Origin of the sequence: Oceanobacillus indicireducens, from assembly GCF_014647195.1 — a bacterium.
Lineage (GTDB): Bacteria > Bacillota > Bacilli > Bacillales > Amphibacillaceae > Oceanobacillus > Oceanobacillus indicireducens.
Genome location: NZ_BMOS01000003.1, coordinates 50,830 through 64,316 on the forward strand (window position 1 = coordinate 50,830; position 13,487 = coordinate 64,316).

General features: G+C 42.5%; 10 protein-coding genes. 3 read left to right on the forward strand and 7 right to left on the reverse strand.

The annotated features are described in order from the left end of the window. Positions 1 to 15: 15 nt before the first annotated feature. The 6 genes from IEX94_RS02995 to IEX94_RS03020 form a co-directional block, all read right to left on the reverse strand. Complete coding sequence (locus IEX94_RS02995; RefSeq protein WP_188855958.1) at positions 16 to 1,566, reverse strand: 2-isopropylmalate synthase; 1,551 nt, start codon at positions 1,564 to 1,566, stop codon at positions 16 to 18. Then, positions 1,553 to 2,614 carry a ketol-acid reductoisomerase gene (ilvC, locus tag IEX94_RS03000; protein WP_268239574.1) on the reverse strand — a complete coding sequence of 354 codons (1,062 nt, stop codon included), beginning with the start codon at positions 2,612 to 2,614 and terminating at the stop codon, positions 1,553 to 1,555. The genes IEX94_RS02995 and ilvC overlap by 14 nt, the downstream gene beginning before the upstream one ends. Positions 2,615 to 2,621: 7 nt before the next feature. Further along, a complete protein-coding gene (gene ilvN / locus IEX94_RS03005) occupies positions 2,622 to 3,143 on the reverse strand; it encodes an acetolactate synthase small subunit (RefSeq protein ID WP_188855960.1) in 522 nt (173 codons plus the stop codon). After that, entirely contained in the window at positions 3,140 to 4,861 is a 1,722-nt protein-coding gene (gene ilvB / locus IEX94_RS03010; RefSeq protein ID WP_188855961.1) for a biosynthetic-type acetolactate synthase large subunit, read from the reverse strand. Before ilvB ends, ilvN begins: the two co-directional genes overlap by 4 nt. Positions 4,862 to 5,740: 879 nt before the next feature. Further along, positions 5,741 to 7,423 carry a dihydroxy-acid dehydratase gene (gene ilvD, locus IEX94_RS03015; RefSeq protein ID WP_188855962.1) on the reverse strand — a complete coding sequence of 561 codons (1,683 nt, stop codon included), beginning with the start codon at positions 7,421 to 7,423 and terminating at the stop codon, positions 5,741 to 5,743. Positions 7,424 to 7,626: 203 nt separating this feature from the next. Beyond that, positions 7,627 to 8,415, reverse strand: a complete 789-nt coding sequence (locus IEX94_RS03020; protein WP_188855963.1) for an HAD family hydrolase — start codon at positions 8,413 to 8,415, stop codon at positions 7,627 to 7,629. An 826-nt stretch (positions 8,416 to 9,241) separates the two neighbouring features. Between IEX94_RS03020 and IEX94_RS03025 the strand changes: the two genes are divergently transcribed. Both IEX94_RS03025 and IEX94_RS03030 read left to right on the forward strand, forming a co-directional pair. After that, positions 9,242 to 10,336, forward strand: coding sequence for a branched-chain amino acid aminotransferase (locus tag IEX94_RS03025; RefSeq protein WP_188855964.1), 1,095 nt, complete (start codon positions 9,242 to 9,244; stop codon positions 10,334 to 10,336). 123 nt (positions 10,337 to 10,459) lie between these two features. Next, on the forward strand, positions 10,460 to 11,317 hold the full coding sequence (locus tag IEX94_RS03030) for a YitT family protein (protein ID WP_188855965.1): 858 nt from the start codon (positions 10,460 to 10,462) through the stop codon (positions 11,315 to 11,317). 15 nt (positions 11,318 to 11,332) lie between these two features. Here the strand turns inward: IEX94_RS03030 and IEX94_RS03035 are convergent, their stop codons facing one another. Continuing rightward, on the reverse strand, positions 11,333 to 12,295 hold the full coding sequence (locus tag IEX94_RS03035; protein WP_188855966.1) for a dipeptidase: 963 nt from the start codon (positions 12,293 to 12,295) through the stop codon (positions 11,333 to 11,335). 187 nt (positions 12,296 to 12,482) lie between these two features. On the opposite strand from IEX94_RS03035, the gene IEX94_RS03040 reads away from it, so the two are divergent. After that, complete coding sequence (locus IEX94_RS03040) at positions 12,483 to 13,478, forward strand: YcjF family protein (RefSeq protein WP_188855967.1); 996 nt, start codon at positions 12,483 to 12,485, stop codon at positions 13,476 to 13,478. Positions 13,479 to 13,487 lie beyond the last annotated feature (9 nt).

Consider the following 13,487-nt stretch of genomic DNA (forward strand, 5'->3'; position numbering starts at 1 on the left):
CTCTTTTTTCTTACTTTAGTGGCTGACTGCTCGTTTCTGGTTCACCGGGCTATGTTTTAAGAAATAGCGGTTTACCGCATTAATATATGCGTTCGCTGATGCCATTAATACGTCTTGATTTGAGCTGCGACCATTCATAACCTCACCATTCACACTCAATTGGACATACGCTTCTGCCAATGCGTCTTGTCCGCCGCCAACTGAATTTAATTGATAATCGATGAGTTTCAATTCCTCTCCAATTAAACTTTCAATCGCTTTGTAAAGTGCTTCCACACTCCCATTTCCTGTTAACGCCGCTTCAAATTGTTCTTTATCTGGTGATATCAACCGCACAACTGCGGTTGGTGAATTTTCTGTCCCATAGTACACTTGGAAACTTTCAATCTCGTATTTATTCATTTCATCTGAGTCTGTTTTGATTTCCATAATAATCGTGTAAATATCATCATCCGTCACTTCTTTATTATGATCGGTTAGTGCTTTAAACTTCTTGAAAGCCTGTTGTAGCTCTGTATCCGATAATTCGACACCAAACTCCTGTATTTTCTCTTTAAATGCATGTCTGCCGGAGTGTTTACCAAGGAATAACGTATTCGCTTCTTGGACTCCAACCATTGCTGGCGTGATGATTTCGTATGTTTCCACATTTTTTAGTACACCGTCTTGGTGGATGCCTGATTCATGACTAAAGGCATTTCGTCCGACAATTGCCTTATTTGCCTGAACATGCATTCCAGTTAACTTCGCCACAAGGTCACTCGTCCGTTTAATTTCGTTTAAGACAAGTCTTGTTTCATAAGGGTAAAAGTCAGAACGGACTTTCAGTGCGACAGCTACTTCTTCCAATGCCGCGTTCCCTGCCCGTTCGCCGATACCATTAATTGCACCTTCCACCTGGGTTGCACCATTCTCTACCGCTGCAATCGAGTTCGCTACTGCCATTCCAAGATCATCATGACAATGACAAGACAGGCTTACTTGATCAATATTTGGCACGTTATCCTTCATATACTTGAACATTTTCCCGTATTCTTCTGGCGTCGCATAGCCTACCGTATCTGGAAGATTTACGACTGTTGCTCCAGCATCGATCACTTTTTCAATAATTTTTGCTAAGAAATTCAAGTCGGAACGGGATGCATCTTCAGCTGACCATTGCACTTCCGTAAATTTCCGCTTCGCATAGCGAACCATTTCAACCGAGGTTTCGATTACTTCTTCTGGGGTTTTACGTAATTTATATTCCATATGGATTGGTGAGGTTGCCAAGAACATATGAATTGCTGGCTTTTTAGCTCCTTTTAAAGCTTCCCAAGCCGCATCTATATCCGATTTTACGGTTCTTGCTAAGGCAATTACAGATGTTGTTTCAATCGTGTCCGCAATTTCTTTCACTGCCTCGAATTCACCTTTGGAAGAAGCAGGAAATCCTGCTTCTATCCGGTCCACACCAAGACGTTCAAGTTGTTTAGCGATCTCTAATTTTTCTAATTTATTTAGATTTACTCCAGGTGACTGTTCGCCGTCTCGTAGTGTTGTATCAAATATTTTAATTCTGGACATATTCCTTCACATCCTTTTGTTTTTCTTGAATAGGCTGTTTAACAAACGGCATCAGGTCACGTAACTCCCTTCCAACTTTTTCAATCGGATGATTATTTTCCGCGCGGTTGATTGCATTGAACTGCGGGCGTCCTGCCTGGTTTTCAAGAATCCAGCCTTTAGCGAATGCACCGTTTTGAACTTCTTTTAGGATTTCTTGCATACGCTCTTTCGTTTCGTCATTGATGACGCGTTCTCCAGATACGAAGTCACCCCACTGTGCTGTGTCTGAAATGGAATAGCGCATGTTCTCAAGTCCACCTTCATAGAGCAAGTCAACGATTAGTTTCATTTCATGGAGACACTCAAAGTACGCAACTTCTGGTTGGTATCCCGCTTCCGTTAGCGTTTCAAATCCAGCTTTGATCAAGCTTGTTACCCCACCGCAAAGAACTGCCTGTTCTCCGAATAAGTCTGTTTCCGTTTCTTCTTGGAAGGAAGTTTCTAGTACTCCAGCGCGAGCAGCTCCAATTGCTTGTGCATACGCAAGGGCAACATCTTTTGCTTTACCAGTTACGTCCTGATACACTCCATATAATGCTGGTACACCTGCACCTTCTTCATATGTTCTTCTAACTAAGTGTCCCGGTCCTTTTGGAGCAACTAGGAACACGTCAACGTCTTGTGGTGGAACGATTTGTGAATAATGGATGTTGAATCCGTGAGCGAATGCTAACGCGCTGCCAGGTTTCAAGTTTTCTTTAATGCTTGCTTCATATACTTTTTGCTGCGTTTCATCTGGAAGTAAAACCATAACAACGTCTGCCTGTTTTACTGCTTCTTCAACCGGGAATACGTTGAATCCATCTTCTTCCGCTTGCTCCTGGGATTTCCCTTTACGTAATCCAATCACTACTTCATATCCGCTGTCACGTAAGTTTTGTGCATGTGCATGACCTTGGGAACCGTACCCTACAACTGCAACTTTTTTCCCCTCTAATACTTGATTATTGATGTCCTTTTCGTATAATACTTTTGCCATTTTTAAATCTCCCTCTCCTGATTTGATTTGTTTTTTATATTGTAAGTGAGTTTACTTCAGCCACATATGGTTTCGCTTGTTGGCCTCTAAGTAATGCTGTTACTCCTGTTCTAGCAATTTCTTTAATACCGAATGGTTTTAATAACAAGATGAACGCGTCAATCTTATCTGTTTTTCCAGTTACTTGGATGGTCATCGTTTCCTTACTGATATCAACAACCGTCCCACGGAATGGGTCAATCAGTCCTTGTATTTCAGCTCGCAATTGGCTGTTCGCTGTTACTTTCACTAATGCCAGTTCGCGAGCAACGACAGATTTCTCTGTAATATCGGATACTTTAATGACGTCAATTTGTTTATGAAGCTGTTTCGTCAGCTGTTCAAGCTTATGCTCATCTTCCACATTAACGACGAAAGTCATTTTTGCCATTCCTTCTGTTTCTGATTCGCCAACGGTAATGCTTTCGATATTGAAATGTCGCTTTGAAAACATTCCGGTAATTCTATTTAAAACTCCACCGCGATTTTGAACGGTACAACTTATAATCCGCTTCACGGCTTCACCCCCACCATTTCGTTAATACCTTTTCCAGGTGCCACCATTGGAAATACTTTTTCTTTCCAATGAATTCTGAAATCAACAAGTACTGGACCGTCATAGGCGAAAACCTCTTCCAGTACGCCTGGTACATCTTTTTCTTTATCGACGAGTACGCTACGGATACCGTAACCTTCTGCTATTTTCAAAAAGTCTGGATTTTGAGTTAATAATGAACTGGAATAACGCTCGCCATGGAACTCCTCCTGCCACTGCCTTACCATTCCAAGTGCTTCATTATTCACGATAAATACTTTAACCGGCAAATTACGTTCATGGATAACGGCTAATTCCTGGATGGTCATCTGAATGCCGCCGTCACCGACAATCGCCACAACTAAATCATCTGGTCTACCGAGCTGTGCACCAATCGCTGCTGGTAAGCCGAAGCCCATCGTCCCTAACCCACCGGACGTAAGCCAATTATGCGGCTTATTAAAAGCGTAGAACTGCGCGGCCCACATTTGATGCTGTCCAACATCCGTTGCGACAATCGCTTCTCCCTTTGACTTTTCACAAATTTGTTCAATCAGCCATTGCGGAGAAACCTGCTTCTCGCTCCGGTTATACCAATATGGATAGTTGACTTTGTTTTCCATCAGCCGCGTTACCCACTCTGTCGTTTCCGGTTTTTTAATATCCATAGCGAGTAATGCTTGTAAGGCTGTTTTCGCGTCACCTACAATCGGTACGTCTGTGCGGATGATTTTCCCAATTTCTGCCGGGTCAATGTCGATATGTGCAACTTTTGCCCCTGGTGCGAAGTTTGCGACTTTTCCGGTTAAACGGTCATCAAACCGTGCTCCGATATTGATAAGAAAGTCTGCTTCATAAATCGCCATGTTCGCAGTGTATGTTCCATGCATCCCGCCCATTCCGAGGAATAGCTCATGTTCGCCAGGGAAACTTCCAAGTCCAAGTAAGGTATTTACAACAGGGAGTTCATATTTTTCGACAAATTCCTGTAAATAAGTTGCTCCGTCTGAAAGTAACACGCCTGCTCCTGCCAAGAGGACTGGTCGTTCCGCTTTTTCAAGCAAGCTGGCTAACTTCTGCAGCTGTAATGCATTCGGTTTAACATTCGGCTGGTAGCCTGGTAATTCAATCGCGTTGCTCTCATTCCGAACAGTCAGTTCTGCTGAGATATTTTTCGGAATATCGATGAGAACCGGCCCTGGACGTCCCGTTGTTGCAATGTAGAATGCTTCATTGATGACTCGTGGTAATTCCTTTGCATCCTGGATTTGATAATTGTATTTCGTAATTGGGGTTGTAAGACCTAATACATCTGCTTCTTGGAAAGCATCTGTTCCAATCACTCCTTGCGCGACTTGCCCAGTAATGATAACGAGTGGCAAGGAATCCATCATCGCATCCGTAATTCCTGTGATCAGGTTAGTCGCTCCAGGACCTGACGTTGCGACGACTACTCCCGGCTTTCCTGTTACTCTTGCATACCCTTCTGCTGCATGGATGGAGCCTTGCTCATGGCGGCAGAGTATGTGTTCAAAGGGAAATTCGTGGCGGAACATCGCGTCATAAATCGGTAATACTGCACCACCTGGATACCCAAAAACTTTTTCGACTTTTGCTTCCACCAGGGCTTCAATGAGTAAATCAGCCCCCGTCACGAACTCCTTTCCTGCTTCCGTCTTCTGCCTAGCTTCAACCGCCATTCGTATACCTCCCTTATTTTTTAAAGAATTAGATATTTTAATATTAAAAAAGACGCTATTCACCCCACAACACGCCTACTTGCATGTATACTGGGGAGAAAAGCGTCTACTCTTCACGGTACCACCCATATTCACAGCACCCTTACGGATACTGTCTCATCAAGCTAATAGCAGCTTGATTGGATAACAGGTGCAATAGGATGCACCTGGCACAGCTTAATGAATCTTTTAAAGCAAGATCGTTCGGCTGGGCACTCGGAGATGATGTCAGAACAATTGGTACTTCTGGGCTTCCAGCAACCCCAGATCTCTGTGAGTACCAGGACCATGTTCCTTTATTCTCGTCATCGATTTTTAAGTATTAGATTTAGCATTTCATTGTGCACTATTCATTTCATTTCGCTCGGCTTCATGCCTTAAGCGGTTGTGCTTTATGATGTTGCCGTTTATCATACAACGTATTTTTTAAAAGGTCAACAGCTTTTTGTAAAGTTATTCGACACTTTTGATAAATCAAACACTTTGATTGCGCTTACATTATTGATTCAATCAACTTTTATATTTTAAAAAAATATTTTATTTTTTTCTGATAAAATTTTAAAATGGGACAGAGGGTCAGAGCTAGGCCACTGAAAAAGTGCCGATTAAGAAAAATAAAAAATCAGTTCCCAATTTTTAGCTGTTTTTAGATATAAAAGTGGGGGATAACAACCTAAATTCTTTAGTTTTGGATATCTAAGTGGTGTCTGATAATTTGGAATTATGGTTTTTCAGTGGCCTAGGTCAGAGCACTTGTCCCATATAGGACAAGTGCTCTGACCCTCTGTCCCGCAATACGAAAAAAATGATCCGGGAATTCCCGGATCATTTTCAGGTGGGTTATCTATTTAAGTAATCGGTAACGGCACCTCGAGAAGCGCTTGTAACATTATGTGCGTATTTCCCTAGTGCACCTTTTTTGTAAAGAGGCGGTGCAACCCACTTGCTGCGACGGGCCTCAAGTTCTTCTTCGCTCACTTCGAACGTAAGCTCCATGTTCACCGTATCAACTGTGACGGAATCGCCTTCTTCAACTAGCGCAATTGGTCCACCAACTTGTGCTTCTGGCGCAATGTGACCAACTACAAGCCCATGAGTACCTCCTGAGAAACGTCCATCCGTTAAGAGGGCAACTTTTTCACCGAGACCTTTCCCAACTAGAATACTAGATAACGATAGCATCTCCGGCATTCCTGGACCGCCCTTTGGTCCGACATAACGAATAATTAGTACGTCGCCTTCTTTAATTTTATCGTCCATTACAGCTTGTGTTGCCTCTTCTTCCGTGTTAAATACACGTGCTGGACCAGTATGTTGTTTTACTTTAACTCCTGACAATTTCGCAACCGAACCTTCCGGAGAGAGATTCCCTTTTAGGACGACTAATGGTCCGTCTTTTCGCTTCGGATTGTCTAGTGGCATAATAACCTCTTGTCCTTCTGCCAAATCTGGAACATCTTTTAAGTTTTCCGCTAATGTTTTTCCAGTTACGGTGAGACAATCTCCGTGCAGATAACCATTTTCAAGAAGCAACTTCATTACTGCCTGTACACCGCCCACGTTATATAAATCCTGAAATACAAATCTTCCGCTCGGTTTCAGGTCGGCAAGATGAGGTACTTTTTTCTGAATACGTGCGAAGTCATCAATCGTAAGGTCTACTTCAATCGCATGAGCAATCGCAAGTAAGTGGAGAATAGCGTTCGTTGAGCCACCAAGTGCCATAACGATTGTAATTGCATTTTCGAATGCTTCTTTCGTCATAATGTCTTTCGGGTAAATTCGTTTTTCAATCAAATTATATACAGCTCGTCCCGCTTCCTTCGAGTCGATTCCTTTCTCTTTCGATACTGCAGGGTGGGAAGAGCTTCCTGGTAAACTCATACCGAGTGCTTCAACTGCTGATGCCATCGTGTTGGCAGTATACATTCCGCCACAGGAACCAGCTCCCGGACAAGCAGCACATTCAATCTGTTTTAGCTCCTCGTCACTGACATCCCCTTTATTATTTTTTCCAACACCTTCGAAAACAGATACGAGGTCAATGTCTTTTCCGTTCAAATTACCCGGTGCAATCGTACCTCCATACACGAAAACAGATGGGATTTCCGCATTTGCTATTGCGATCATACATCCTGGAATGTTTTTGTCACATCCTCCAAACGCGACAAGGCCGTCCATATTCTCCGCTCCGACAACTGTTTCAATCGAGTCTGCTATAATTTCCCGGCTTGGAAGCGAGTAGCGCATCCCTTGTGTTCCCATGGATATTCCGTCTGAAACGGTAATCGTATGGAATAAGAACGGAACTGCTCCTGCTTCCCGAGCACCCTCTCTTGCTTCTTTAGCTAATGCTCCGAGGTGTACGTTACATGGTGTGACATCACTTTCTGTATCGGCAACCCCGACCATCGGTTTTTTGAAATCTTCATCGGTTAAACCTACCGCACGAAGCATCGCCCGGTTCGGTGCACGCGTTTTTCCATCAAATGCCTGACTTTTAATTCTTAGATCCTTTGACATTCCCTCTCCACCTTTCATTTTCGAATAATTATATGACTAACTTTCAAATAGTTCAATGTATTAATTTGTTTTTATGTATAGAAAAGGATCATAAAATACGGATAACTTAACGTTTTCGACAATTTCGTAAACATTTTTCGGAAATAAAAAAGCAAGGATACAACTAGTCCATTATAGTTGTATCCAAGCTGATGTGTGAACGTTTATTTATTTAATTTCTCCAATAGCGGTACAAGGTCCATAAGTGCGTTGATTTCGTGATCTGGTTGAACTTGGCCGGGTTTCGCGTCTTTGCGGTTGATCCAGATGGATGTGATCCCCGTTTGTAACGCACCGAGTATATCCGTGTTCAAGTTATCACCAACCATGATAACCTCTTCTTTCTCTTTCTGCACAAGCTCCAATACATGCTCAAATATTGCCACATCCGGCTTTCCTTTACCAAACGCTCCGGAAATTACAATCTGTTCAAAATACGGCACAAGAACCGGTGTCAAATCAAGTTTAATATTTTGCAGAGCTGGCGAACCATTTGTTAATAAAACAAGTTGGTATTTCCCTTTTAAAGCATCGAGTAACTGTAATGTATCGTCATAGAGGGCTGCCGTTTTCTTTCTGTTGGCAGGGAATGCTTCACCAAGTTCTGCACCAAGTGTTGCGTCATCAATTCCAAGATCGCTCAAGCCTCTTGTCCAGGCTTCTTTCCGGTACTCCGGAACTAGCTTATAAAGTTCCGGGAACATGCCGCCCTCATCCGGAAACTCCCCCCATAAGCCTTCAAATGGGTTAATCCCAATCATTTGGGTAAATTCATATGTAGGATAAGATGCATAAATTTCTCGTGCATTTGCTCGAACACGTTTCTCCAGTTCCAGGGAGTCCAGGTCATATTTTTCCTGTGCCATCTTACATGTTGCTTCAAATGCATCTTGCACACTCTTCTCATCCCAGAGTAGGGTATCATCCAAGTCAAAAATAATCGTCTTAATCACCATTCGTTCTCCCTTCAAATCAATAAGCTAATCTTAATCAACTTTCACACCTTAAAATCAAATTACAACCCTGCCAATTACTTTCATTTAGCGTAAGTACAACTTTCTTCGGGAAGTCCGCAGTCCAGACACCTCTCGCTTTCCGCGGGCGGCCGGCAAGCCTCCTCGCGCTATCGCGCTGTGGGGTCTCGCCAGGCCTATCCCCCCGCAGGAGTCTCGAGGTGTCTGGACTGCTCCCAGAAATAACCAAATTTGGAGCACTATTTTGCATTTTAGTAAGAGGACACTATCATGGTGGGATATTTTCCATTAATAATAATCCTCTCTACCAGTTCAGTTGCCCGGTGGACGGTGACTCCTGCGGGAATAGCACGAGTCCGGAGACCCCGCAGGGCGGTAGCCCGAGGCAGACTAAGAACGCCACGTCCTGTGGCAACGTCTGCATTAACACGTCCTGTACGTCGAGGCTTCGGCTGTGCCCGCGGAAAGCATCCGTCCACCGGGCAACTGAACGGCGATTGGAACGCCATAATTAGTGAACGAGCCAGACACTTGCGCTGAATGATAGTAATCCACTGTTTCAAGCTACGAAGGTTGGATAACCTTACTTTAGCATAAAACGCAACTTTATTCAGGGGAGTTATGTGTTCATCTGGATGATGATAAAACAGTGATTTTTTTATCGAATAAATATAAACTGTGATTGAACACTTAAATAACACTTCCACATTAACACAAAAAAATAAAGAATCAAAAAATTCCCTTGCTAAAATCAGAAAAATCGCTTATCATTAAGGGAAACTTTGTTGAATAAGGAGATAGAGATATGGAAGTACAGTCAATACAAGTCGAGAAAAATACAGCACCTAAGGAAAAACCTATGACTGATCAATTAGAATTTGGCAGAGCCTTTACGGATCACATGTTTGTAATGGATTATTCCGATGAGCTCGGATGGCATAATGCTAAAATTCAACCATATCAGCCGCTTTCGATTGATCCTTCTTCAATGGTATTCCATTACGGCCAATCCGTATTTGAAGGATTAAAAGCATTCCGTACCGAATCAGGTGAGGTCCAGCTGTTCCGACCCACAAAAAACTTTGAACGCATGAATAAATCCAATGAACGGCTTGTTATTCCAGAAATTGACGAGGAATTTGTCTTGCAAGCATTAATAAAACTAGTTGAAATCGATAAGGATTGGGTGCCGGGTGCAGATGGTACTTCCCTCTATATTCGCCCATTTATCATTGCAACAGAACCATTTCTAGGTGTCGCACCATCCCGAAATTATAAATTCATCATCATTCTTTCACCAGTTGGTTCCTATTACAAAGAAGGTATCGATCCCGTGAAAATCGCGGTTGAAAGTAAGTTTGTCCGTGCTGTTAAAGGCGGAACAGGTGAGGCTAAGACAGGTGGAAACTATGCAGCTGGGCTAAAAGGTCAAGAAGATGTAGCAAAAGACGGCTATTCCCAAGTGCTTTGGCTTGATGGGGTGGATAGGAAATATATTGAGGAAGTCGGCAGTATGAACGTCTTCTTTAAAATTAATGGTGAAGTCATCACACCTGCGTTAAATGGCAGTATTTTACCTGGGGTTACCCGTGATTCTGTTCTTCAATTGCTTCAACATTGGAACATCCCGGTATCTGAACGAAGAGTGAGCATGCAGGAACTTGCTGATGCCCACGCGGATGGAACGTTGGAAGAAGCATTTGGCTCTGGAACAGCCGCAGTTATTTCACCAATCGGTTTACTTTGCTGGGATGGTAAAGATTATCATATCAACAACGGAGAAACCGGTGAACTCTCTAAGAAAATATATGATACGATAACTGGAATCCAGTACGGTAAACTTGAAGATCCATTCAACTGGAACATACAAGTAACACAAAAAGCAAAAGTAAATCAATAAGATATACACATCTCCGGCCTTTGTGCTGGAGATTTTTTATTTCTTCCCTTCAACTATTTACGCCTTAGCCTGTGAATGGTAAAGTAGATACGGTCATAATAATATTAGAAAGGAAACACTTTGATGCAAAATCAAAATCAACTTATTCAATATTTCTATATTATTCTCGGGGCAACTATTGTCGGGGTAACATACAATATGTTCTTACTACCCGCAAAGCTTGCTGCCGGAGGAATTTCTGGGGTAGCTACTTTACTTTTTGAAATGTACGAACTCAGTCCTGGCCTGACCCAATTTGCAATCAACATTCCCATTTTCCTAATTGGCTGGCTTACGATGGGAAGAGACTTCGGGTTAAAAACGTTGGTCGGAACATTTTGGGTCCCTTTTATCATCTATTTGACTCAAGATATCGCGATTACGGTTACGAACCCTTTACTCGGTGCCATTTATGGCGGGCTCCTTCTCGGCGTTGGGCTTGGAATTGTTTATAAAGGAAATGGTTCTACCGGTGGGACGGCTGCTCTCGCGCAAATTATGAAACGCTTTACGAATCTGTCGGACGGTTACGCTCAATTAATCGTTGATGGTCTCGTTGTCACTACTTCCATATTCGTCTTCAGTCTCGAGCTAACATTGTTCGCTTTGATGACAATTTTCATATCAAGCAAGGCAATCGACTTTGTACAACTGCGTACATCTGCAACGAAACTTATCCTTATCATTAGTGAGGAAGAAGAAAAGATTCAGCAGATCATAAGGGATGAAATTGACCGGGGGCTAACAAAAGTCCGTACAGTCGGCGGTTATTCTAACGAGGATAAAACAATGCTGCTTTGTGTGACAGAACAACATGAGGCTGTCGAATTAAAGAAAATCTTGCAAAAAGAAACACCGAATGCATTCGTCATCTTCCTGAATGCTTCTGAAATTCTCGGACGCGGATTTTCCATTGATAAATATTATGGACAAAAATTATAGAAGCTCAGGGGGGGATTACCCATGAGCTTCTATTTTTTTAGCATGATTCATGAAGTTATCATATGCAAATCCCCTAACGATTTCTTCCGGGTAGGATTTAAGCAGTTCGTTGATTAAATTCTGGTATTCACCAGCGTGAGAGAGACGATCGACAAAGCTGCTGATTCCGTCAAAATCCGAGCCAAAGCCAAGATATTTCTCACCGCCAAGGGAGCAGATATGATCAATATGCCTGATCAAGTCCTGGATTGATGCTTCTTCACTATTTTCCCGGATAAATGGCGGATTGAAAACTATATGGATAAAACCGCCTTTTCCAATCAGCGCTTGTATCGCTTCATCCGGAAGATTACGCGGATGGTTACAGATTGATCTGGCATTGGAATGGCTGGCAAATGGATAATCGGCATGTTCCAACACATCCCAGAAAGCTTGATCAGATAAATGGGAAACATCCGTAAGTATCCGGTTCTCATTATTAAGTGCAACAACCTCTTTTCCAAATGCAGTCAGCCCAGCCCCGCGCGCTTCCCCTGCCCCATCAGCACAAAGGTTGGCATAATTCCATGTTAGTCCAACAGATAATACTCCAAGCCGGTAAAGCGTTCTCAGCTTCGTCAAATCATTCCCGATGCACTCAGCACCTTCGAGTGTGAGAACGGCACCAATTTCCCCTGGTTTTAAATTATCAATTTCGGTAAAACTTCTAATATGCTTCATTTCGGGATTTTTCCCGATAATTTCTGAATGGAACATATCAGCCTGTTCCAGCGCATGCTGCCATTGTTCATCAGTTGGTATATCAGGGTAAATAAATATAGCGAAAAATTGTACACGTACTCCACCCTTTTTTAAGCGCAGCATATTTGTTTCCAGTTCTGGAGATGTGCGAAAGTTAAGCGGTGTATCGCAATCAATACGTCTTTTCGTATGTTGCAATTTTAATAAGGCATCACAATGGGTATCGATAATTTTCACTATTACTCTCCTCTCAACGATAATACATCCAGTTTAATCCTGAATAGAGCATTCGACAAGAAAAGATATTTTCTATCAAAAAATTTAATTGTCTGATAAAGTGAAACTGGGCCTCCCTCCTGTTTAGAAGTTGGGGTATTACAGACCGTTAATGCGTGTTAAAATAAAACAAAGGAGTGTGATTTGCTTGCAGCAATACAATGAAAAAGATTTTAACCAAGCATTTGAACATGAAACAAAAAAGGTCAATGCAGAACTCGAGAAAGAGATTTTGTTTGCAATGATCGGTGATGTAAACACGGGTAAGTCATCCACCATTAATCAGCTGATTGGTGATGAAGTTGCCGAGGTCGGCGCAAGACCTGGCGAAACAACAGGAATCGACCGCTATGTATACCGTGATAAAATCATCTTTGTCGATACCCCTGGTTTAGACGATATTGAAGCAAAGCACTCGGAAGAAACATTAAAATTTTATAAAGAAGCGGATGTCGTGCTCTTTTTTCTAAACGCAGCAGGAACGGTCCTCTCTGAAGGGGAATTACGATCCTTTGAAATCATTCGAAAAGCAAATAAAGACATCCTTTTCGTCCTGAATAAAATTGATGCCGCAGACGATATTCCAGAACTCGTCAACTATATTAAAAAGCATACGGGTTCCCGGTCCAAGGTGGTGCCTATTTCCTCAAGGACTGGAGAGAATATCGACAAATTGCGTAATGAGATTTTGGATATCCTGCAAAAAAAGCATAAAGAAGTCCAATTTGCGCGGCTAATCAAGGAAAAAGCGTCAACAGCAAATAAATGGATTCTCACAGCAGCCGGTTCAGCAACAGCTGTTGGGGCTGCGCCGATTCCTGGTTCTGACTTTGTACCTTTAACTGGTATCCAGGTTGGACTGATGGTAAGGCTAGCTACATTATATGAAAAGCCCCTATCGAAAGCAAAAGCAAGGGAATTAATCTTAGCGACAATTACCGGGAATATCGGAAAAACACTGTTCCGACAAGTCGTTAAATTCGTACCAGGTGCAGGTTCTGTTGCTGGCGGAAGTATTGCCGGCGGAATGACACTCGCCCTAGGATATGCTGTAAAGTATGCCTATGAAAATGATATGGAACTTGATGCGAAGACACTTCGATCATTGTATGATTTCTTTAAAGAAAAAAAGCAAAGGAGTTAATGAGTTAAT

Coding starts and splice junctions, on each gene's coding strand:
- IEX94_RS03030 (WP_188855965.1), top strand. CDS start 10,460: ATGCAAAATCAAAATCAACTTATTCAATATTTCTATATTATTCTCGGG.
- ilvD (WP_188855962.1), bottom strand. CDS start 7,423: ATGTCAAAGGATCTAAGAATTAAAAGTCAGGCATTTGATGGAAAAACG.
- ilvB (WP_188855961.1), bottom strand. CDS start 4,861: ATGGCGGTTGAAGCTAGGCAGAAGACGGAAGCAGGAAAGGAGTTCGTG.
- IEX94_RS02995 (WP_188855958.1), bottom strand. CDS start 1,566: ATGTCCAGAATTAAAATATTTGATACAACACTACGAGACGGCGAACAG.
- IEX94_RS03025 (WP_188855964.1), top strand. CDS start 9,242: ATGGAAGTACAGTCAATACAAGTCGAGAAAAATACAGCACCTAAGGAA.